Below are 21,430 nucleotides of genomic sequence, written 5' to 3'. Positions count from 1 at the left end.
TTTGCACAAAATTTACTTTATGAAGTTTTTATTATATGTTTTAGTGTTTTGCTTGGTGGGATGTTACCAATTGGAGCGTAATTGCAAAGACTATAAAACTGGGCGTTTTTATAGTGAGGTAACTATTAACGGCAACATGTATAAATCTGAATTCACTCGTACCGAAGATTTACAAGTAGAGGTTTACGATAACCACAAGGACTCTTCCAGTGTTAGATGGGTAAATGACTGTGAGGTCGTTTTTAAAACCATAAATCCAAAGAATATGGCCGAGCAGAAGGATATCCACTTAAAAATATTAACTACAACAGATTCTTCCTATACTTTTGAATATTCCTATGTAGGTGAAACCAAAAAGCAAAAAGGAGTCGCTTACAGGCTGGATTAATCAAAAGGATACAAGAACGATTCCACTAAATTAAATTCGACAGTTTTATCGGGGTTTACAAAGTATGTTAAAAAGAGCTCTCCCCAATAGTCACCATCCGAAAAGTTGGCAATAATCCACTTATGGTTAAGGATTTTCACTGTGTTGATCAGCATTTTTTTGCCATCACCAGAAGCGTATGGCACTAATGGATGTTCACCTTTAACCTCATTTAATTTGTACAATTCATCTTTTATATATGGAATAAGTTCCGCAACATTGTGTCCGTCGTTTTCAAAATAAGTAAGCGCGTCTTCATTGCCTTCAATATCGAAATACGAGAGGTTCAATATTTCGTCTTGCAGGTTAACAATAGAATCCTTGTATTTTGTGTTGGCTACTGTATAATTCTCCAGCCTATTGTTTAAATCTTCAAAAACCCGTTTTGAGTTCACATATTGAAACAGCACAAGTAACAACAGGAAAACGAATAAATACATAAAAATTTTTTGCTTCATCTTTTTTTGGTTATAGTGTTATTTTTAAGCCGTCGTAAGCCAAAAAGACATTCTTGGGTAATTCCTTTTCTACGTTGTCATGAAAGCCTAAAAGGTGGCTAATATGGGTTAAATAGGCTTTCTCGGGTTTGATTAAATTGATAAAATCTAATGCCTCCTCTAAATTGAAATGTGAAATATGTGGTGTAATACGCAAGGCATTAACCACAAGTACCTTAATATCTTTTAGCTTTTCTATCTCATTGGCCTCAACCGTTTTGATATCTGTTAGGTAAGCAAAATCTTGAAAACGAAAACCAAAAACCTGAACAAAATGGTGATCGGCATTAATAGGAACCACCTCCATTTCCGGAAGTTTAAAGGGTTTGTTTTCAATAACGTTGATCACAACATCGGGAGCTCCAGGATATTTGTTTTCGGCTTCAAAAATATAATCGTACCGTTTTTTAATAGACTTAATAACCCGCTCATGGGCGTATATATTCATACTACCATTCCAATAACACAAAGGTCTAATATCATCTAAACCAGCAACATGGTCGGAATGTTCATGAGTAAAAATAATACCATCTATTTTTGAACAATTTTCCCTAAGCATCTGTTGCCTAAAATCGGGGCCGCAATCAATAACATATTTATACTCATCCCATTCTATTAAAACAGATACGCGGAGGCGTTTGTCTTTTGGATTTTTACTAAGGCATACAGGATGCGTGCTACCTATAATGGGTATCCCTTGTGAAGTTCCTGTGCCTAAAAACGTAATTTTCAATTTTCTGAAATTTATCACAAAAATAGTCTTATTTTTTTGTTTGGTATACTTATTTGGTACCTTTGTACTGTGACTAAATAAGTAATATATCGTATGGAAATTACCATTAAGGGCGACAAGGAATTTGATGATATTCCGTCGTTAAAATCTAAAGCGCTTCGCATCAATTTAAATGAAAACATTTATGGAACATTTGCTGAGATTGGCGCTGGACAAGAAACCTGTCGTCATTTTTTTAGAGCCGGAGGCGCATCGGGCACAATAGCAAAAGCGATGTCGGCTTACGATAAGGATTTTAGTGATGCTATTTATGGCGCAGAAGATGATGGGCGCTATGTAACCGAAGCCCGCTTGCGTAAAATGCTTATTCACGAAATGGACCTTATCGAAAATAGGTTAACTCGAGAGAAAAATCCAAACAAAATATTTTTTGCCTATGCCAATACTGTGGCCACTATAGACTTTGCCAAACAGTACAAAGGGCATGGTTGGGTTGGTATAAAATATCAAGTTGAAGCCAAAGGAGAATACAACGAGATTATTTTACATATTCGTTTTAAGGAAACAGATGCGAGGTTACAACAAGAGACCTTGGGTGTTTTAGGTACCAATTTAATTTATGGTGCTTTCTATAAATACAATGAGCCTAAAAAATTACTTCGTTACTTATACGATCATTTGGATAAAGACCAGTTGGAAATTGATACGGTTAACTTTTCAGGACCGGTTTTCAAGAATGTAGACAATAGGTTAATGAGTCTGCAACTTGTGAAAAATGGTATGACAGATGCGGTAATGTTTGGACCAGATGGTACTAATGTACTGCCTGCAAAGGTGTTTTATAAGAAAAATATTTTGGCTTTGCGCGGTAGTTTTAGACCTGTAACAAAGGTTAACATGGCTATGTTTGAGAAGTCGTATGAAATGTTCATTCAAGAAAACAAGGTAGATAAAGATAAAACTGTTGTTGTTTTTGAGATTACACTGTCTAACCTTAAAGCAGATGGCGAGATTAACGAACAGGACTTTATGGATAGAGCCGATTTGCTTTGTGCATTGGGACAATCGGTTATGATTTCCAATTTCCAGGAATATTACAAAGTAGTAGAGTATTTCTCTAAATATACTAAGGCCAGAATGGGATTGGCTATGGGAGTTAGTAATTTAGTTGAAATTTTTGATGAAAAATATTACCGTCATTTAAGTGGCGGCATCCTTGAAGCTTTTGGTAAATTATTCTTCAAGGATCTAAAGGTTTACCTCTACCCAATGCTAGACCCAAAATCAGGAGAGCTTTTAAACAGCAACAACCTAAAGGTGTACCCAAGAATGAAAGAGTTGTACAAATTCTTTAAATATAACGGCAAAGTAATTGATATTGAGGATTACGATGAAAGTATCATGAATATATTCTCTAGGGAAATTCTAAATATGATAGAAAATGGGGAAACAGGTTGGGAGCATAAACTTCCAGATGGAACAGCCGATCTTATTAAAGACTATCGCCTATTTGGCTACACCCGCAAGCCACTAAAGCCTCTGTCTATAAAAAAACGCTTTAAGGACTAAATAAAGAATTTTTCGAAACAAGCTTTTCCAAGGAATTCTTTTCGATTAAAAAAGGCAGTTACAATAAGTTTAAATTATTATAACTGCCTTTATTTTTTTAGTCAGCATTAAGTATTTGGTCAGCGTGATGTTTTGTTTTCACTTTATCGATAACGCGCTCAATAACACCTGCTTCATTAATTAAAAATGTGGTGCGGTGTATGCCGTCAAATTCCCTGCCCATAAACTTCTTAGGGCCCCAAACCCCAAATGCATTAATTACAGCTTTATCTTCGTCTGCCAATAACGGATAAGGAAAATCGTATTTTTTCTTAAAGTTAGACTGCTTCCTTTGCGTGTCTGCACTTACTCCTAAAATTTCATAGCCGTTGTTTTTTAGCTCAGCGTAATGGTCTCTTAAATTACAAGCTTCAACGGTGCAACCTGGTGTATTTGCTTTGGGGTAAAAGAAAACCACTAGTTTTTTGTCCTTGTAATCTGATAGTTTTACAATATTGCCTTGTTCGTCTTTTGCTTCAAAATTAGGAGCTTTATCCCCTACTTTTAATGTGTTCATATTTATTACCTTTGTTAATGAAACAATATTTTGAGAGGTCATCGAGACTTCCTCAAAGTTTAATGTTGAAATTAGAGGCTATTTAAAAAGTGATTTACTCTGTTTTTCAGAATGCCACTTTTTAGACAGCCTCTCTAATAATATTGCTAAAATACAACTGAATGACCAAACAAGAAAGCGTTAGCTTCGTAATTAAAACCCTAAAGGAACTCTATCCTACAATTCCTATTCCTCTAGACCATAAAGATCCTTACACCTTATTGATTGCTGTGCTTTTATCTGCACAGAGTACCGATGTGCGTGTCAACCAAATTACACCGTTACTCTTTGATAAGGCTGACAACCCTTACGATATGGTTAAATTAACGGTTGAAGAGATTCGGGATATTATAAAACCGGTTGGCTTGTCCCCTATGAAAAGCAAGGGTATCCATGGTTTATCCAAAATACTTATAGAAAAACATAATGGACAGGTTCCCGTAAGTTTTGAAGCCCTTGAGGCTTTGCCAGCCGTGGGCCACAAAACTGCTAGCGTGGTAATGTCCCAAGCTTTTGGTATACCAGCGTTCCCCGTAGACACCCATATACATCGTTTAATGTACCGATGGAACTTAAGTAATGGTAAAAGTGTTGCCCAAACCGAAAAAGACGCTAAACGCCTGTTTCCCAAAGAGCTTTGGAACGATTTACATTTGCAGATTATTTGGTACGGTAGAGAATACTCTCCTGCTAGGGGCTGGGACCTGGAAAAGGATATTATAACCAAGACTATTGGCAGGAAATCTGTTATCGATGCTTATTATAAACTAAAAAAGTCCTGATTGTTCATCAGGACTTTTTCAAAGTTTAATTAAGAAATGCTTCAAATTTTAACTTACTACAATTTACAACACTTAAAGCTTTCGAATAACTTAGAAGAAAATTAACCGTTTCTTCTTTCGGTTTAAGATCATTGGTGTTTTCAATAGATTCTTTAAAGTAAATTTTTGCCATCAATATCAATTTAAGGGTTACCCAAACTAATAACGCAACATTAAATACTTTATTGTATTAATTGGTTAAAACTATATTGTGTTTATCTATAACCTTTCTTAAGTTAATTAGCGCATAACGCATTCTTCCTAATGCTGTGTTAATACTAACACCTGTTATTTCAGATATCTCTTTGAAGCTCATATCCTTGTAAATACGCATTAGGAGCACCTCTTTTTGATCGCCTGGCAACTCGTCTATCAAACGCCTAAGATCGCTTTCTACTTGTTCTTTTATAATACGTTTTTCAGCATTTAGGTCATTATCACTCAATACAGAAAAAATGCTAAAATCGTTATTATTATCAAACTTTGGCATTCTATTATTCTTTCTAAAGTAATCAATAACCAAATTATGGGCAATGCGCATTACCCAAGGCAAAAATTTACCTTCCTCGTTATAAGCCTTACGTTTAAGGGTGCGGATAATTTTTATAAAAGTGTCCTGGAAAATATCTTCTGCGACATCCCTGTCGTAGACCTTGGAATAAATAAAACTATAAACTTTTTGCTTGTGTCTTGTAATAAGTATTTCTAAAGCATTCTCATTACCATTAATGTAGTTGTTAACGAGTATTGCATCTGGAATAATATCGTGCTGCATAACTATTACTTTTAACGCTCGGAAGCTTGCTTCTTTGCTAGGGGTTAACTGATTGAAAAGTAATAGTATACTATAGGCTAGTGCTTTAAAATTGATTAATAGATGTTTCAAATATAGCAAGAAACAGTCCAAAAAAGCAAAAAATACCTGTTTTTTTTTATTTTTCTTTGTGCTTTATAGATGTTTCATTGAAAAAAAGAACAACATAAACTTATAAAAAAAAGCTAAAAAGAAGGTTTCATTTTTTTATGAGAGAATGGAATAGTTTCAATCATTAAAATTTAAACCTATAAAATGAACTATAACAAATATAATAAATTGGCGAAATCAAAGATTAATGAACATATTAATAAAATAATATTGATGATATGAGTAATTGCACCTAACCATAAAAAACAAATAACCATTAACAGATGAAATACTTATAGTATCTTTGCAAAATTATTTTCTTTATCAACATATGATTACCGATATTTCTAGTGTAGACCCAAAGCAAAACATCATTATAAAAGGTGCAAAATTGCATAACTTAAAAAATATTGATGTCGTTATACCAAGAAATAAATTAGTAGTTATTACAGGGCTGTCAGGTTCAGGAAAGTCTAGCTTGGCATTCGATACCTTGTATGCAGAAGGACAGCGACGTTATGTTGAAAGCCTATCCAGTTATGCGCGTCAGTTTTTAGGGCGATTAAACAAGCCTAAAGTAGATTTTATTAAAGGGATTGCCCCAGCTATAGCTATAGAGCAAAAAGTAAATTCAACAAACCCAAGATCTACAGTTGGTACCACCACCGAGATTTATGATTATTTAAAACTTCTTTTTGCTAGGGTTGGTAAAACCTACTCTCCTATTTCAGGCTTGGAAGTCAAAAAGGATACTGTTTCAGATGTTATAAACTACATTAAATCTTTTTCAGAAAAAGAAAAAATGCTGCTTCTAGCCCCTATTCACCTGGAAGATGGCAGAGCTATTTCAGATAAATTAAAAACATTACAACAACAAGGCTACGCTAGAATAAAGGCTAACGATACTGTTGTTAGGATTGATGAGGCTACAGATATTAGTGATCAAGATGATATCTTATTAGTTGTTGACCGAATTATTATTAAAAATGAGGAAGATTTTTATAACAGATTGGCCGATGCCTTACAGACTGCTTTCTTTGAAGGTAAAGGTGAATGTATTATAGAATCGTTAAGCGACGGCAGCCAGCGCCATTTTAGTAATAAATTTGAACTTGATGGCATTAGTTTTCTAGAGCCTAACATGCATTTATTTAGCTTTAATAATCCGTATGGAGCTTGTCCAAAATGTGAAGGCTATGGCGATATTATAGGCATCGATGAAGATTTGGTAATCCCCAACACTGGACTGTCTGTATTTGAAGAAGCTATTTTTCCTTGGCGTGGCGAGAGCATGAGTTGGTACAAAGATCAATTGGTAAACAACTCCCATAAATTTGATTTCCCTATACATAGGCCCTATTTTGAGCTTACAGAAGCGCAAAAACAGCTTATTTGGGATGGCAACGAACACTTTGAAGGTCTAAACTCCTTTTTTGCTGAACTGGAAGCCAAAGCATATAAAATCCAAAACCGGGTTATGTTATCCCGTTATCGAGGAAAAACCAAATGTAAAACCTGTAATGGTAAGCGATTACGCGCCGAAGCCAATTATGTAAAAATAGGTGACGCAACCATTACAGATTTGGTAGAGATGCCTTTGGATAGGCTCACTAATTTTTTCAACCAACTGGAGCTTAATGACTACGATAAGAAAGTAGCTGGTCGTTTGCTAAAAGAAATCAACAACAGACTGCTTTATTTAAGCAATGTAGGATTGGATTATTTAACGCTAAACAGAAAATCGAATACACTATCCGGTGGTGAAAGTCAGCGCATTAACCTAGCAACCTCTCTTGGGAGTAGCTTAGTAGGTTCAATGTATATCTTAGATGAACCTAGTATAGGCTTGCACCCAAAAGATACAGAACGGTTAATTTCTGTATTAAAGTCTTTGCGTGACCTAGGTAACACTGTTATTGTTGTAGAACACGACGAAGATATCATGAAAGCAGCCGATAATATTATAGATATTGGCCCCGAAGCAGGAACATTTGGCGGCACCGTTGTTGCTCATGGTGATTTTGATACAATACTGAATTCAAATTCGTTAACCGCTAAATATTTAAATGAAAGTTTAAAGATTGAAGTACCTAAAACAAGGCGTACCTCCAAATATCATGTAGATATTATTGGTGCTCGGGAAAATAACCTTAAAAATATAGATGTAACATTTCCACTTGGGATGCTAACGGTTATTACCGGTGTTTCAGGAAGTGGTAAAAGCACGCTTGTTAAAAAGATTTTACACCCAGCACTGCAAAAGAAACTAACCGACTTTAGTGATAGACCAGGTCAGTTTACTACTTTGGAAGGTAATTTTAGCAATATAAAGCATATTGAATTTGTAGACCAAAACCCTATAGGGCGTTCGTCTCGTTCCAATCCTGTTACCTACATAAAAGCCTATGACGATATACGAGCTTTGTTTGCCAATCAAAAATTAAGTAAGATTAGAAATTACCAAGCCAAACATTTTTCGTTTAATGTGGATGGTGGACGTTGTGAAACCTGTAAGGGCGAAGGCGAAGTTACTATTGAAATGCAGTTTATGGCCGATGTTCATTTAGAGTGTGAAACCTGTAAAGGTAAACGCTTTAAAAAAGAGGTACTTGAAGTTAATTTTGCCAATAAAAATATTGATGATGTTTTAAACTTCACCATAGACGATGCTATTGCTTTTTTTGAAGCGCACAACCAAACAAAAATTAAAAACAAACTACAGCCTCTTCAAGACGTAGGGCTAGGCTACGTTACCTTAGGGCAAAGCTCCTCTACCCTGTCTGGCGGCGAAGCCCAACGTATTAAGTTGGCTTCGTTTTTAGGAAAAGGGAATAATACCAACAAAGCCCTTTTTATTTTTGACGAGCCAACAACTGGATTACACTTTCATGACATACAGAAGCTATTGAAGTCTTTTAATGCCCTTATTGAAAGAGGGCACTCTATTATTGTGGTTGAACACAATTTAGAATTGATTAAGTGCGCCGATTATGTTATTGATTTAGGACCAACGGGTGGTGAGCATGGAGGAAATATAATAGCTTCTGGCACTCCTGAAGAAATTGTTAAGGTTGAATCATCTGAAACCGGAAAATATTTAAAGGATAAAATTAGTTAATAAATTATCCTTCACTTAAATACACCTTATTCAATAAAACAAAAACGATGTAACCATAATTACAATCAATGCTGCTGGGATAACTAAGGATGTATATAGAAACGTTGTCATTCCTGCTTTGAACAAGGATAGCATGTAGCCCTGGTTATAAAAACGCTTTAAGCCGATCCATAGGTATACAAAAGTTGATAGCATTATTAGCCAATCTAAAGCATCAGGCAAATCAACAATCCACTCATTTACTGTTATCAAAAATCCGAGAACAATAAAGAGGAACGAAAAATAATAAAAGCTAAACACCAAGTGATGAGCAAATCTGCCGCGTCTCCAATAAAAAAGTTTAAGGATTAACGCAAATAATGGCAACAAAAAGAAAAGTGCTATAGGAATACTGTCAAAAAATGCCTGTACAATACCTCCCCCGCGCTGTTTGTGAAATTTTAAGGCTTGTTTTACATAAGCACGTTTTAAAAATCCAGAATCGTCATCTAAACCAATAAACCTAAGTTGTTCCTCCTCTGAAGCTCCAGCAGCAATTAACGAATCCAATACTTTAGAATCAAAGCCTAAATCAATAGATATTGTAGAATCTTTGGCTTTCTCTACTTTACTTTTTGGAACTTTTCTGAAATCGTTAAGCTTACCATCCTTAAAAATTGAATCAGGGATTAATGCCGTTTGTAAAGTATCTAAATTAGGCATATTGATATTTTCATTTTGCAAAACTTCAAACCCTTTGCTAAGTACCTTATCAGCACTACTATTATATTCCCTGACTTTAAACGAAAAGATAAAAAAGAAAATTACCGAAACGAACAAATAATACTGAGCTGGGTGCAAATACTTTAGCCGTTTACCTTCAACAAAGCGTTTAGCTACCAAGCCAGGTTTAAAAACAAGCGGAAAGAAACTTTTAAAAAATCGAGCATCAAACGAAAAGTAATTACTTATCGTGTTATAAAATAATACGCTTACTGTTAGGTCTTCTTTAGCCTGCTGCCCACAATAGGGACAAAAGTTAAAGTCATCATTAAATTGCTTTTCACAATTTTTACAGGTTTCTCGTTGGCTTTTCATTACATGTTAACTCTAGTCGCTATTAAAAATATAAAATTATTACTTACCACTATACTAACTTTTAAGTGTATTATAATTTCAATAAAAACAGAAGCTATATATCTAATTGAAATACAGCATATTAACCAAGTATAATGTGTTAATATTTAGTTAACCTAGGGCTTCTACATTTTTTTTGGCATGCATCTTGGAATTTATTGAGCATAGCGGAAACCGAAAAGCTTAAAGAGTAGGTAGAAAAAAAAATACATGAATTATGAAAAAAGCACTACTATTTTTTACAATGTTGTTAATAGGGTTAACAGCAATATCAGCTACGAACATTCAGGATCATGGCATTAGTAAAATAAATAATGATAACTATAATAGATATGCAGAGCCAATTATATTTATGGAGCGAGGTATAGAATTTCTGGTTTTCCCAGACGGCAGTTTTGATTTCGACACGCATAACTACGCCCCTTTTGATGATGACATGTATTATAAATCAAATTCTAAACGAAAGCACGTGAACATTAGTTATAGAGGGCCAAATCTTAGCATAGGATATTCTTCTAACAGAAACAAAGGTGTTTATATCTCTAGAGATAGGTTTGGAAATATAAGACGCGTGGGTAATGTCTTTATAAATTACGATAGAAGGGGAAAAGTAACCCGTATTGGATCGGTTTTTATTAAATATGGTAGAGGCAGACATGCAACAGTAAGACAAGTTGGAGGTTTAAGGGTTAACTATAACCGTTGGGGTGAAATCGTAAACTTGCGTGGGCACGTAAACCAAAATAATTACTGTAATATTTGTGGCGTAACATCATGTAATGTATATCATGAATTAGGTGGCCACAGACATGATTATGACGATTGGTACAATAACAAATATGATGACGACCATTACTATTACAAGAAAAATGGCAAAATAAAAAAACAAAAAAGGATAAAGCGGTAAAATACTTTACTCTTAAAATTGAAAGCACCCAAGATATTTTAAATGTCTTGGGTGTTAGTTTTTTTTTATCACTATGTTGAATTATATAAGCATCGTTTGGATGTTAATTTAAAAATCTATATTTCAGTAAGTTAAATAATATTTAAGGTTTTGGCATGCTGTTTGCAATTAATCAAGCGTATTCACCATTAAAACAAATATTATGAAAAAGTTAGTATTCATATTTGCCGCTTTACTTCTTACGGGATTTGTCAGTAATGCCAAAACGGGCAATTCAACTACAAATTTGTCCACCATAAATTATAGAGATTATGGCAATTCTTTCATTTTCGTTGAAGGCGGTATAGAATTTTCGGTGTTTCCAGATGGTCAATTCGATTTTAACATGCTTAGAAACCGTTCGCATTTAAATGTGTCTATTGGTTCGCCTCACGTTAATATTAGTTTTAATTCAGGATACGATTATAATGCTTATGTGCAATATGATGAATTCGGAGCTGTAATTCAAATAGAAAACGTGCCCATATATTACGATCATTATGGACGTATTGTTCAGGCAGGCAATGTGAATATCTATTATAATAATTTTGGTTACATATCGCGTGTAGGTGGATTATACGTTCATTATAATAACCGTCATAGGTTTAGCCATTGTACAGGATTCATTAATGTTTATAACAGACATTATGTTTATAGACCTTGGCATCGTTATTACAGCATTCCTGCTTATGACTATTGTGTGGTTTACAACAGGCCATATAGAAGATATTATACTCCTGTTCGTTATGTTTATAATAGACCGTATTATAATAATTACAGACCAAGAACTTCGGTAGCTAGCAGACGTGGTAGTACCATTACAAGAAACAGAAGCTATGCTACGGCCAATAGGAGTTCGAAAAACAGAACTACTATTAATAGAAACACAACATCCAGAAGAAATTATAACAGTATAAACAGAGGTAAGGCAGAAAGACGAAACGTAGCCTCTAACTCTAGAGCTTATACTTCTAAGCGCAGTACTGATAGGGCAACTAGAAGCAATACGCCAGTTTACAGAAACGATTTAAAACGGAATAATACACAAGTAAATCATAATAAACGTACGAATAATAACGTTAGAAGAACAACACGACCCAGTGTTAATAATAGGTCTAAAAATAATGCTATAGTTCGTAAACCAAAAAGCACTAACGCTCGTACATATACTAGTAGTAACTCGAATACAAGGCGTACTCAAGTTGCCAATAGATCAACGCAAAGAAAGTCTAAAACTGTTAGACCTTCAGTTTCCAGGTCTACTAAAAGTAATAATACAAGAGCTACACAAAGTAGAAATAGCTCTAGAAATAAAAGCACAAGATCTACCAATAGAAGATCATAACCGTTTTGGTTGGTTAGTTGGAAAGCCCTGCGATAAGTTTGCCTCAAAGCAACATCGTGGGGTTTTCTTTTTGCTTGTAGTCTCTTAAAATTTGATGATTTTTTTCATAGTGGAAGTGATATCATCCGAAAGTCTAAAATACAATACCAAAAGCATATAAAGTGTGCTTATAATTACAGACTTCAAAAGAATGTTAATAATGGGATGAAAAGGAAAATCCCAAAAATAAAATGAGCAAAAAAACAAGGCTATAAGCACACACACCTTTAATGTATTAATCGTAAAAGGTAATATATTAAACCAATGATTCACAAAAATCACTTTAGATATGTTATACGTTATAACTGATATAAACGTAGCATAGGCAGCACCTATAGCGCCATATTTAGGTATGAATATAGCATTTAATATTACAGTTATTATAACTAGACCCACCCCTAAAACCAAAACCATTCTATAATGGTCGCTATTAAATAGTATCGCATTGTTGTTGCCTAATACATTGTCAAAAAGTTTTGCCAAGCCAATTAAAAAGACAACAACAATACCACCTCTAAACTTTTCAGGAATTAAAAAGTAGAGTTCATTAATATTCAATACAATCAATAAGAATATCAAACCACTAACGATTAGCAGTGTTAGAGAGCTTTTTTGGTATAACAACTTCAGTTCAACACTATTTTTTTCATTCAGTAATTTAGCTGTTAAAGGGTATGTTATTTGGTGCATAGCACGTGAAGGTACCCCAACAACACTAGCTATATAAATGGCAACGGCATAATAGGCTACATTTTCAATTTTAATATAATGCCCTATCATAAATTTATCGATCTCCAAAATAACACTGGCTATAGATCCCGCTATAATAATTAGTGCTGAATATTTCAAAATAGAAGAAACATTGGATAGCCTTCTAAAGCTTATTTTAGGAAACCTTAAGCTAAAAGCATACAGTGCCATAGCTGCCGTGCGTATAAAATACACCATAACTAAAGCATAAATTAATTGGTTAACAGTCAGTATTTCAAAATATAAGGCAAACAATAAAACAGTAGTGCTTAGCCTATGGAAAATCTCTTTCATAAAGTTGCCAAATACACTTCGCATTTGTACTTTACTCCAAGCATAAAACACTTCGAAGTAAGCAAAAAACACAGCTGAAATATAGATTAACCATATATAATCTTTAATAATCTCATTTTCAGAAGTTAACCAATCGCTAATGGTATTAAAACACATATATCCAATTAGCCCAAAGGGTATGGCTATAAATAACGGCAAAATTAACATTAAGGTTAAAAAACTATTTTGGGATTGCCGTGTTTTAAACAACGAGTAAAATTTAACCAAGGTATTATGTACACCAAACGCCATAAGTGGCATCATAATGGCCGCTGTTGAAAATATATATTGGATAAGTCCGAAATAAGCATCACTTAAGAAGTTGGTGAATAAAAACAGCACATTAATCCCCCCTATCAAAAAGCCTATGTACGTGGCGATGGTATTTTTTATTGACTGTGAAACAACAACTCCCATTATAGTAATTTAGATAGCGTTTCGGTTAAGGATTTTCTGCTGTATTGCTGTAAGCCTATAGCATGAGATTGCAAACTTCCTGTTTTATAAGCTTCGTAATGATTTAAAACAACCGTTTTTAAGGCTTCATAATCCGTATATAACATATAATGCCCTGTATTGGTTTTCTTGATGATGCGCTCTACATCCGAACCTTTTGGACCTAAAGCAATAATAGGCCTGTTGGAAACCATGTATTCAAATAATTTCCCAGGAATAATGCTTTTAGTGTCTTCGGAATCTATTTCAATTAACAACAAAACTTGAGACTGTTTCTGACGCTTAACAGATTCTTTATGCGACACATAACCTACTTTATTTATATAATCGCTTAAACCATGATTTTCAATTGATTTAAGTACATCGTCACTCACAGCGCCAACCAAATTTAATTGAAAGTCGTTGGCAAATGATTTGTTTTCCTGGGAAATATCGAATAAAACTTGCCACAATACTTTTGGGTTTCGCTTTGATAATAAAGACCCTATATGGGACAAGGTAAACTTTTTGTCTAAAGAAAAATCGGTTAGTGGTTCATAATCATAGCCATTGGTGATAACAGAAATGGGCTTATCACTAATATTTCCAAACTCCGTCTTGGTAACTTCACTCGTTACAATAATTTGGTCTGCCGAATTTAAAACTTCGCGTTCCATAGCTTTATGCTTTAGCTGTGCCCTTTTGGTTAACCGAAGGTGCTTATGGTAACCTATAGTCGTCCAAGGGTCCCTAAAATCGGCCAGCCACCTCACTCCTGTTGTTCTTTTTAACTGTAACCCTATTAGGTGTAGGCTATGCGGTGGCCCTGTAGTGATAATGGTTTCTATATTATTGTCCCGTATATATTTTGAAAGGAATGTAACCGAAGGCTTTACCCATCCTATCCTGGCATCTGGAATAAAATAATTACCCCGAATATAGAGCATTAGTTTTTCTATAAAACCTTGCCTCTTTTTTTCAGATATAATGCCTTTGCTAATAGTCTTGGATGTTTTTTTGGAAAAGATTCCCGCTAACCTATAAGGCTCTTTAATGGGTTGGCATAAAACAATTATATCTTTTGAAACCTCTGAAGCCAAGCTTTCATCAATTAACGGGTAGCTTGGATTTTCAGGAATATAGACAATGGGCTCTATATTAAAATCGGGCAGGTACTTTACAAATTTCAACCAACGTTGTACTCCAGGCCCACCTGCTGGTGGCCAATAGTATGTAATGATTAAAACTTTTTTTTTACCCATCTGTTTGGAGGAACGTAAATTAATTCCTTTTAAATTCATAAAACAAGCCTCCTAACAGCAACAAACAAAATAAAATAGAGCTAGCTAAAGTGATTTTGCTTCCTGTTTTAACCACATCCGGATCGAACTTAAATTCTATAGTATGGCTACCTGCTGGAATTCCCATACCCCGCAAAGTATAATTCACGCGAATATGATTAGATGCTTCCCCATCGATAAACGTTTTCCAACCATTTCCATAATAGATCTCAGAAAACACCGCAAATCCGTCGTTGGTGTTATTGGTTTGGTACTTTAAATAATTTGGACGATGTTCGGTTAGCTTGATGGATGCTGTAGAATCTACAACAAAAGTACTTCTATAGTCTTTTGTTTTTTCTAACTTAGAAACTGTATAAACCGCCTTGGTTTTAGTGTCCAAACTATCCAATGCCAATATTTCATCGTTTGCTGAATTTAGTCGTTCCAAAGATTTCACAAACCAGGCATTGCCATTAGCATCTTCATTTAGGTAGTTAATGACGTTACCTTTTTCATCCTGCGCAATAATATACTTCGTGTTGAGCATGTTCAACACATTTCTGTTGTTCTGTGTTATATAGAAATCGAACACTTCTTCGTAACGCCTGAGTTTAGCCGCATGGTAACCATTTAGTGAATTATGGAAATAAGACGCCCTTGCCCCCGATGAAGCCACATCAAAGACCCTAAAGTGGGTTGTGTCTTTATCGATAGCTTTATCGGCCTCATTCATTTGGTAAGGGTTGTTTACCTGGAATGACGGCACAAAATCAGCATTATTCACATAACGCCTGTCAACACCTACCAAATCAAAAAGAATAAGTGCGCCAAAACCAATAATTACCCATTTTTCCTTCACTTTATTTTTTAAATAGCCAAAAACAAGGCCAGCTGAAAATAAAATCAAAATCAAAGAACGTAAAACGTCAGTAGTATAAACAGCTTTTCTATCTGCTTTAATAGCATCAATAAAGGCTTGTCCATAATTTTGACGGTAAAAGGCATCATTAACGCCAGCGAAATCAAAAGACGATTTAAGCAATAATAACAAAACCGCTACGCCACCAGTAATAAATGCAGTATATTTTATTGCTTTTAGCTTTTCATCTTGTTTTTCAGAATTATTAAATAAACGCGTTAGCCCCAAAATACCTAAAACAGGAATGCATAGTTCTAATATAACCTGAATTGAAGTTACGGCCCTAAACTTATTGTACAACGGCACATAATCGATAAAGAAATTGGTTAAAGACTCTAGATTTTTACCATAAGACAATAATAATGAAACTATAGTTCCTCCAACAAGCCACCATTTTAATCGTCCTTTTACTAAAAACAAGCCTAGCACAAACAAAAAGATAATAACAGCTCCTACATAAGCCGGAGCTTCCACTATGGGCTGGTCTCCCCAGTACAATGGCGCATGCCTTGATGCCTCTAATGCCTGACTGGGAGAAGCCCCTAATTTTCTGTAAGCTTCATAAGTATTGGAATCCTTCCCTAAGTTTTCGCCATTACCACCTCCTGTAAGCCTTGGCACAAATAAATTTAACGATTCAAAAAAACCATAGCTATATTGGGTGATATAGTCCTTATCCAAGCCATTGGTTGGGATTTTTGGTGAACCATCTGGGGCAATGGTCAATTCACTCTTACCCCTAGAGCTTTCCTTAACATACTCTTGGGTGGCCAAAATTCCCGTAGCATTTAGCGCTACAGACAAAGTAACTGCTATGGCTAAAACACCTATTGACTTAAAATAATCTGGCAATACTTGCTTTTTATAAGCATCAACTAAATAAGCTAAGCCCAAAACAACAACTAATAACAACAGGTAATAGGTCATTTGAAAATGGTTAGCCACCAACTCCAAGCCCATCGCTATTGTGGTCAACAAAAAGCCTAATATATATTTTCGCCGAAAGGTTAATATAATGCCACTCAACACCATAGGCATGTATGCTATAGCGTGCGCCTTGCTGTTGTGCCCTACGCCCAAGATGATAATTAAATAGGTTGAAAAACCAAATGCCAATGCGCCCAGTATAGCAAATCTATAGTTCACCTTCAGCACGAGCATCAAGACATAAAATCCTAACAGATAAAGAAATAAGTAGTCTGCCGGACGCGGTAAAAACCGAAGTGCTAAATCAAGTTTTTTAATGTAATTATGAGGGTATTTTGCCCCTAGCTGATAGGTAGGCATGCCACCAAAGGCACTATTGGTCCAATAAGTCTCTTCTCCTGTCGCTTGCCTAAATTCAGTTTGCTGTTTAGACATGCCAATATACTGCATGATATCGCTCTGAAAAATAGACTTGCCCTTTAAAACTGGGTTAAAATAGGCCAGGGAAACAATTATAAAACCTAGTATAACAAATAAGTGCGGAAGATTTTTTTTAACAGATAACGGCATAGATGTATTTTAAAACTATGGTCGTGAAATTAATCAATTTCTTCGTAATCCACATAGTCTCCTACATCTTTATTGGATGTTTTCGTATTGGGCATCTTATCAATAGTGACCTCCCCTTCTTTTTTTGGTTTTTCTTGCTGGGCATTTCTTTGGAATTGGCCAAACTGTTCACCAAAGCGTTGTTCCGCTTTCTTGGACACATACTTTATTAAAAACGGACTTAGTAAGCGGGATATAATTTTTATTCCGAAATAGATAAGCAGAATAATAAGTATCATCCTTACTAATCCAGTTGCAGAAGCTTGCTGTAACATAAACTTATTTTTTACAAAAATACAATTCTGTAGGTTTAAAAACCGTTTATAAATGATAAAAAAACCATAAAATATCTGCCCTTGGTATGCCTGTGGTTAGTTTAAGAGATTTTTTTATTTGGCTTTTGCTAATTTTCAAAATGAAAAAATTCATGTACTTTTGAGAACCTATTATTAAGTAAATTTAACCAAGATACCGCAAGATATCATCTAACATATTAATTATGAAGCCTATCAAATCTACTATTATGATCATGTGTTTGACCATAAGCACATTATCCTTCGCTCAATATACAGATGTTATAAACTCGAATAGGCCCGGTGTTTCCAGAAGCGCTTTTTCGGTAGGCACCAATGTGTTGCAATTAGAGGTGGGGCCATACTTAATAAACGAAAAAAGGACACCCGCCTTAAGAACCGAAGTTTCTGGGTTTGGTGTTGATTTTGCAGCCCGTTATGGTTTGCTATGGGAAGAATTGGAACTTAATATAGAAGGAACCTACCAAAACGACACCAAAACCTATTTTTCCAGTATTCCTTTTGAAGAAGATCGTTCTAATTTTAAACATGTCGCTTTAGGAGCTAAATATTTAGTTTATGATCCTTATAAAAATGCAGATGATAAGCCAAACCTTTATAGCTGGAAGGCTAACCATAGGTTTAAATGGAGCTCGTTAATCCCAGCAGTATCAGTATACGCAGGGGTTAATTATGATACTGAGAATAATCCGTATACTGCTGCAGGCATAGAAGGTTTCAGTCCAAAGATTATGATCGCCACACAAAACAATTTTGCTGGCGGATGGGTATTTGTAATGAATTTGATCAAGGATAGAATAGGAACGGATCAATCCGATTTTCAATATATCCTCACATTAACGCACTCCTTCAGTCCACAATGGGTTGTCTTTGGTGAGACCCAAGGCATTAAAAGTGACTTTTATGCCGATAATTTATTTCGGTTTGGAGGCGCCTACCTGTGGAGCAAAAATTTTCAATTGGATACCGCAATAACATTCAACACCAAAGACACTCCTGCTGTATTTGGTGTTAATTTAGGAGCTTCCTATCGTTTTGACTTTCATCAGGATAAAGAATCAGAACACATAGACAATGGAGGTTCAGCAAAAGAAGAAGGCAAAAGGCAAGCCAGACGAAATAAGACTAAAAACACCACATCTACTAATAAAAGACAAAAAAGAGATACAGTAGATTTTGACTAGGCAAACATATATGATTACACTAAAAGAAGTAAACAATAAGAAGGACTTAAAAGCATTTGTTAAGTTTCCGTTTAAGTTATATAAAAACTCTAAATACTGGGTTCCTCCAATAATAAGCCAGGAAATGAAAACTTTCGACAAAAAGGAAAATCCAGTTTTTAATGATGCTGAAGCACGTTTGTTTTTAGCTTACAGGAATAACGAAATAGTTGGCAGGATTGTAGCTATTATTAATTGGATTGAAGTTAAAGAGCAAAATCAGAAAAAGATGCGCTTTGGCTGGTTTGATTTTGTCGATGATCCAGAAGTTTCCCAAACACTTTTGAACAAAGTGGAAGAAATAGGGAGAGAAAACAATCTAGAGTATATTGAAGGTCCCGTAGGATTCTCAAATTTAGATAAAGTAGGTGTGCTAACAGAAGGTTTCGACGAGGTAGGCCCGATGGTAACCTGGTACAACCACCCCTACTATGTTAAGCACTATGAAACTGCAAGTTATAAGGTGGAAAAATCATATATAGAGAGTAAGTTTGATTTTAAGAATGTAAATCCAGATACTTTTGCCAAGGCCAACGAACTTATTAAAAAACGCTATCAGTTAAGAGCATTGAACTTCAATAAGACAGAAGATGTTATGCCATATGTGGATAAAATGTTCGATTTATTCAATGAAACCTATGCAGCACTATCTTCTTTTGTGGCGATTAACGATATCCAAAAAGCCTATTTCAAAGAGAAATTCATAAGTTTTGTTAACCCGGAATACATTAAATTTGTAATGGACAAAGACGATAACCTAATCGGTTTTGCCATTGTTATGCCTAGTTTCTCTAAAGCCTTGCAGAAAGCTAAAGGAAAATTGTTCCCTTTAGGTTTTAAGCATATTTTACAGGCCAAAAAAAATGGCAAGGATGTTATTTTTTATTTAATTGGTATCCGTCCAGATTTTCAACATAAAGGTGTGCATGCCGTTATTTTCAATGAATATTACAAGGTGTTTAGCGAAAAAGGCATTCAAACTTGCTATAGAACCCCAGAGTTGGAGGACAATATAGCAATACAACAAATATGGAAGCATTTTGGGCCAAAGGTTTATAAACGCCGAAAAACATATAGAAAAGATATTGCTTAATAAAAAATAAAAAAACCGATTCAATTTGAATCGGTTTTTTTTATAAGCTATATTTTTAATTTTCATTACTCACCCATAGCAGCCATAACTGCTGCAGACAAACGCTTATAGGTACCATTATCTAAACGATCTCTAATGGCATCAAAAGCATCCAGTGTATCTTCTACATCCTGTAACGTATGTGTTGCTGTAGGGATCATTCTCAATAGAATTAATCCTTTAGGTATTACTGGATAAACCACTATAGAACAAAATATTCCATAATTCTCTCTAAGGTCTTTTACCAAGGCCATAGCCTCAGGAATACTTCCTTTTAAATATACTGGAGTCACACAACTTTGTGTTGTTCCAATATCAAAACCTCTTGCTTTTAATCCAGATTGTAAAGCATTAACAATTGTCCAAAGATTTTGCTTTAACGATGGCATGGTCTTTAACATATCCAAACGTTTAAGTGCACCAACAACCAACTGCATTTGCAATGATTTAGCGAACATTTGTGAACGCAAATTGTATTTTAAATAATCTATAATTTCTTGGTCTCCTGCAATAAATGCTCCTGTACTAGCCATAGATTTAGCGAACGTAGCGAAATAGACATCTATCTCGTCTTGAACACCTTGCTCCTCTCCTGTTCCAGCTCCAGTAGCACCTAGGGTTCCAAAACCATGGGCATCATCAACAAACAGCCTGAAATTAAATTTCTTTTTAAGTGCAGCGATTTCCTTTAATCGGCCTTGTTCGCCTCGCATTCCAAAAACCCCTTCAGAAATCACTAAGATACCTCCTCCTGTTTGCTCTGCCATTTTAGTGGCACGCTCCAGATTTTTCTCTAAACTTTCTACATCATTATGCTTATAGGTAAAACGCTTGCCCATATGTAAACGCACACCATCAATAATACAGGCATGGGCATCAACATCGTAAACAATAATATCGTCTTTGGCTACTAAAGCATCAATAGTAGACACCATTCCTTGGTAACCAAAATTTAAAAGATAAGCAGCTTGTTTATTAACAAATGCAGCCAATTCGTTCTGAAGCTTTTCATGTAAGTCTGTGTGACCAGACATCATTCTTGCACCCATTGGATAAGCTGAACCATATTGGGCGGCAGCTTCGGCATCAACTTTTCGTACTTCAGGATGATTGGCCAAGCCTAAATAATCATTAATACTCCAAGTAATTACTTCCTTTCCTTGAAACTTCATGCGATTTGATATTTCTCCTTCTAATTTTGGAAAAACAAAATAACCTTCAGCTTGGGAAGCCCATTTTCCTAATGGCCCTTTATCTTTATAAATCTTATCAAATAAATCTCTCATTTATTCTAAATGTTAATGCTATTAATTTAAGGCAAAGCTAATAATACTTTTAACGTTATGATGTAAGTAAAAAACTTAAGACCTTGGTTCAGCTTGCAAAATTAAATAT

The 21,430-nt window shown here is 35.0% G+C and carries 18 protein-coding genes; 8 read left to right on the top strand and 10 right to left on the bottom strand.

Annotated features, from left to right (window positions below):
* Positions 1 to 19: 19 nt before the first annotated feature.
* The gene (locus tag MR062_RS12205) at positions 20 to 388 is read left to right on the top strand and encodes a DNA topoisomerase IV (RefSeq protein ID WP_242204645.1); all 369 of its coding nucleotides are present in this window, start codon (positions 20 to 22) and stop codon (positions 386 to 388) included.
* Here MR062_RS12205 and MR062_RS12200 read toward each other — a convergent pair.
* Both MR062_RS12200 and MR062_RS12195 read right to left on the bottom strand, forming a co-directional pair.
* Complete coding sequence (locus MR062_RS12200) at positions 385 to 885, bottom strand: hydrolase (RefSeq protein WP_242204643.1); 501 nt, start codon at positions 883 to 885, stop codon at positions 385 to 387. The genes MR062_RS12205 and MR062_RS12200 overlap by 4 nt on opposite strands.
* A 10-nt stretch (positions 886 to 895) precedes the next feature.
* Positions 896 to 1,657 carry an MBL fold metallo-hydrolase gene (locus tag MR062_RS12195; protein WP_242204641.1) on the bottom strand — a complete coding sequence of 254 codons (762 nt, stop codon included), beginning with the start codon at positions 1,655 to 1,657 and terminating at the stop codon, positions 896 to 898.
* Between the two features lie 93 nt (positions 1,658 to 1,750).
* Between MR062_RS12195 and MR062_RS12190 the strand changes: the two genes are divergently transcribed.
* Positions 1,751 to 3,226 carry a TonB-dependent receptor gene (locus MR062_RS12190; RefSeq protein ID WP_242204639.1) on the top strand — a complete coding sequence of 492 codons (1,476 nt, stop codon included), beginning with the start codon at positions 1,751 to 1,753 and terminating at the stop codon, positions 3,224 to 3,226.
* Positions 3,227 to 3,323: 97 nt separating this feature from the next.
* Here the strand turns inward: MR062_RS12190 and bcp are convergent, their stop codons facing one another.
* Positions 3,324 to 3,782 carry a thioredoxin-dependent thiol peroxidase gene (bcp, locus tag MR062_RS12185; protein WP_242204637.1) on the bottom strand — a complete coding sequence of 153 codons (459 nt, stop codon included), beginning with the start codon at positions 3,780 to 3,782 and terminating at the stop codon, positions 3,324 to 3,326.
* Positions 3,783 to 3,943: 161 nt separating this feature from the next.
* Here bcp and MR062_RS12180 point away from each other — a divergent pair, with 161 nt between their 5' ends.
* Complete coding sequence (locus MR062_RS12180) at positions 3,944 to 4,603, top strand: endonuclease III domain-containing protein (protein WP_242204635.1); 660 nt, start codon at positions 3,944 to 3,946, stop codon at positions 4,601 to 4,603.
* A gap of 229 nt (positions 4,604 to 4,832) precedes the next feature.
* Here the strand turns inward: MR062_RS12180 and MR062_RS12175 are convergent, their stop codons facing one another.
* Entirely contained in the window at positions 4,833 to 5,417 is a 585-nt protein-coding gene (locus tag MR062_RS12175) for an RNA polymerase sigma factor (RefSeq protein ID WP_242204633.1), read from the bottom strand.
* Positions 5,418 to 5,877: 460 nt separating this feature from the next.
* Here MR062_RS12175 and uvrA point away from each other — a divergent pair, with 460 nt between their 5' ends.
* Positions 5,878 to 8,664 carry an excinuclease ABC subunit UvrA gene (uvrA, locus tag MR062_RS12170; RefSeq protein ID WP_242204631.1) on the top strand — a complete coding sequence of 929 codons (2,787 nt, stop codon included), beginning with the start codon at positions 5,878 to 5,880 and terminating at the stop codon, positions 8,662 to 8,664.
* A gap of 30 nt (positions 8,665 to 8,694) precedes the next feature.
* Here the strand turns inward: uvrA and MR062_RS12165 are convergent, their stop codons facing one another.
* A complete protein-coding gene (locus tag MR062_RS12165) occupies positions 8,695 to 9,741 on the bottom strand; it encodes a DUF3667 domain-containing protein (RefSeq protein ID WP_242204629.1) in 1,047 nt (348 codons plus the stop codon).
* Between the two features lie 256 nt (positions 9,742 to 9,997).
* Between MR062_RS12165 and MR062_RS12160 the strand changes: the two genes are divergently transcribed.
* Both MR062_RS12160 and MR062_RS12155 read left to right on the top strand, forming a co-directional pair.
* Positions 9,998 to 10,687: a hypothetical protein gene (locus tag MR062_RS12160; protein WP_242204627.1), complete on the top strand. Its 690-nt coding sequence runs from the start codon at positions 9,998 to 10,000 to the stop codon at positions 10,685 to 10,687.
* A gap of 202 nt (positions 10,688 to 10,889) precedes the next feature.
* A complete protein-coding gene (locus MR062_RS12155; RefSeq protein WP_242204625.1) occupies positions 10,890 to 12,071 on the top strand; it encodes a hypothetical protein in 1,182 nt (393 codons plus the stop codon).
* Positions 12,072 to 12,155: 84 nt separating this feature from the next.
* Here MR062_RS12155 and MR062_RS12150 read toward each other — a convergent pair whose 3' ends face one another.
* From MR062_RS12150 to MR062_RS12135, 4 genes are read right to left on the bottom strand one after another with little or no spacing between them, the layout of a single operon-like run.
* Positions 12,156 to 13,610 (bottom strand): lipopolysaccharide biosynthesis protein, encoded by a 1,455-nt coding sequence (locus MR062_RS12150; protein WP_242204623.1) that lies wholly within the window; start codon positions 13,608 to 13,610, stop codon positions 12,156 to 12,158.
* Entirely contained in the window at positions 13,610 to 14,890 is a 1,281-nt protein-coding gene (locus tag MR062_RS12145) for a glycosyltransferase (protein WP_242204621.1), read from the bottom strand. Before MR062_RS12145 ends, MR062_RS12150 begins: the two co-directional genes overlap by 1 nt.
* Before the next feature lie 19 nt (positions 14,891 to 14,909).
* Positions 14,910 to 17,327, bottom strand: a complete 2,418-nt coding sequence (locus MR062_RS12140; RefSeq protein ID WP_242204619.1) for a YfhO family protein — start codon at positions 17,325 to 17,327, stop codon at positions 14,910 to 14,912.
* Between the two features lie 29 nt (positions 17,328 to 17,356).
* Complete coding sequence (locus MR062_RS12135; RefSeq protein WP_242204617.1) at positions 17,357 to 17,641, bottom strand: DUF4834 family protein; 285 nt, start codon at positions 17,639 to 17,641, stop codon at positions 17,357 to 17,359.
* Positions 17,642 to 17,865: 224 nt separating this feature from the next.
* On the opposite strand from MR062_RS12135, the gene MR062_RS12130 reads away from it, so the two are divergent.
* On the top strand, positions 17,866 to 18,864 hold the full coding sequence (locus MR062_RS12130; protein ID WP_242204614.1) for a transporter: 999 nt from the start codon (positions 17,866 to 17,868) through the stop codon (positions 18,862 to 18,864).
* Positions 18,865 to 18,874: 10 nt separating this feature from the next.
* Positions 18,875 to 19,996: a GTP cyclohydrolase gene (locus MR062_RS12125; RefSeq protein WP_242204612.1), complete on the top strand. Its 1,122-nt coding sequence runs from the start codon at positions 18,875 to 18,877 to the stop codon at positions 19,994 to 19,996.
* 65 nt (positions 19,997 to 20,061) lie between these two features.
* On the opposite strand, the gene MR062_RS12120 is transcribed toward MR062_RS12125, so the two are convergent.
* Positions 20,062 to 21,321 carry an aminotransferase class I/II-fold pyridoxal phosphate-dependent enzyme gene (locus tag MR062_RS12120; RefSeq protein ID WP_242204610.1) on the bottom strand — a complete coding sequence of 420 codons (1,260 nt, stop codon included), beginning with the start codon at positions 21,319 to 21,321 and terminating at the stop codon, positions 20,062 to 20,064.
* Between the last annotated feature and the right edge of the window lie 109 nt (positions 21,322 to 21,430).

Source organism: Aestuariivivens insulae, assembly GCF_022662195.1.
Taxonomy (GTDB): Bacteria; Bacteroidota; Bacteroidia; order Flavobacteriales; family Flavobacteriaceae; genus Aestuariivivens; species Aestuariivivens insulae.
Note: the sequence above shows the minus strand (reverse complement) of the source record. Positions and strands in the feature narration are given on the sequence as shown.

What these genes read in the sequence shown, in the direction of transcription:
- MR062_RS12180 (WP_242204635.1), top strand. Translation starts at nt 3,944, where the DNA reads ATGACCAAACAAGAAAGCGTTAGCTTCGTAATTAAAACCCTAAAGGAA.
- MR062_RS12155 (WP_242204625.1), top strand. Translation starts at nt 10,890, where the DNA reads ATGAAAAAGTTAGTATTCATATTTGCCGCTTTACTTCTTACGGGATTT.
- MR062_RS12135 (WP_242204617.1), bottom strand. Translation starts at nt 17,641, where the DNA reads ATGTTACAGCAAGCTTCTGCAACTGGATTAGTAAGGATGATACTTATT.
- uvrA (WP_242204631.1), top strand. Translation starts at nt 5,878, where the DNA reads ATGATTACCGATATTTCTAGTGTAGACCCAAAGCAAAACATCATTATA.
- MR062_RS12200 (WP_242204643.1), bottom strand. Translation starts at nt 885, where the DNA reads ATGAAGCAAAAAATTTTTATGTATTTATTCGTTTTCCTGTTGTTACTT.
- bcp (WP_242204637.1), bottom strand. Translation starts at nt 3,782, where the DNA reads ATGAACACATTAAAAGTAGGGGATAAAGCTCCTAATTTTGAAGCAAAA.
- MR062_RS12145 (WP_242204621.1), bottom strand. Translation starts at nt 14,890, where the DNA reads ATGGGTAAAAAAAAAGTTTTAATCATTACATACTATTGGCCACCAGCA.
- MR062_RS12125 (WP_242204612.1), top strand. Translation starts at nt 18,875, where the DNA reads ATGATTACACTAAAAGAAGTAAACAATAAGAAGGACTTAAAAGCATTT.
- MR062_RS12190 (WP_242204639.1), top strand. Translation starts at nt 1,751, where the DNA reads ATGGAAATTACCATTAAGGGCGACAAGGAATTTGATGATATTCCGTCG.
- MR062_RS12130 (WP_242204614.1), top strand. Translation starts at nt 17,866, where the DNA reads ATGAAGCCTATCAAATCTACTATTATGATCATGTGTTTGACCATAAGC.
- MR062_RS12175 (WP_242204633.1), bottom strand. Translation starts at nt 5,417, where the DNA reads ATGCAGCACGATATTATTCCAGATGCAATACTCGTTAACAACTACATT.
- MR062_RS12120 (WP_242204610.1), bottom strand. Translation starts at nt 21,321, where the DNA reads ATGAGAGATTTATTTGATAAGATTTATAAAGATAAAGGGCCATTAGGA.
- MR062_RS12165 (WP_242204629.1), bottom strand. Translation starts at nt 9,741, where the DNA reads ATGAAAAGCCAACGAGAAACCTGTAAAAATTGTGAAAAGCAATTTAAT.
- MR062_RS12140 (WP_242204619.1), bottom strand. Translation starts at nt 17,327, where the DNA reads ATGCCGTTATCTGTTAAAAAAAATCTTCCGCACTTATTTGTTATACTA.
- MR062_RS12150 (WP_242204623.1), bottom strand. Translation starts at nt 13,610, where the DNA reads ATGGGAGTTGTTGTTTCACAGTCAATAAAAAATACCATCGCCACGTAC.
- MR062_RS12205 (WP_242204645.1), top strand. Translation starts at nt 20, where the DNA reads ATGAAGTTTTTATTATATGTTTTAGTGTTTTGCTTGGTGGGATGTTAC.
- MR062_RS12160 (WP_242204627.1), top strand. Translation starts at nt 9,998, where the DNA reads ATGAAAAAAGCACTACTATTTTTTACAATGTTGTTAATAGGGTTAACA.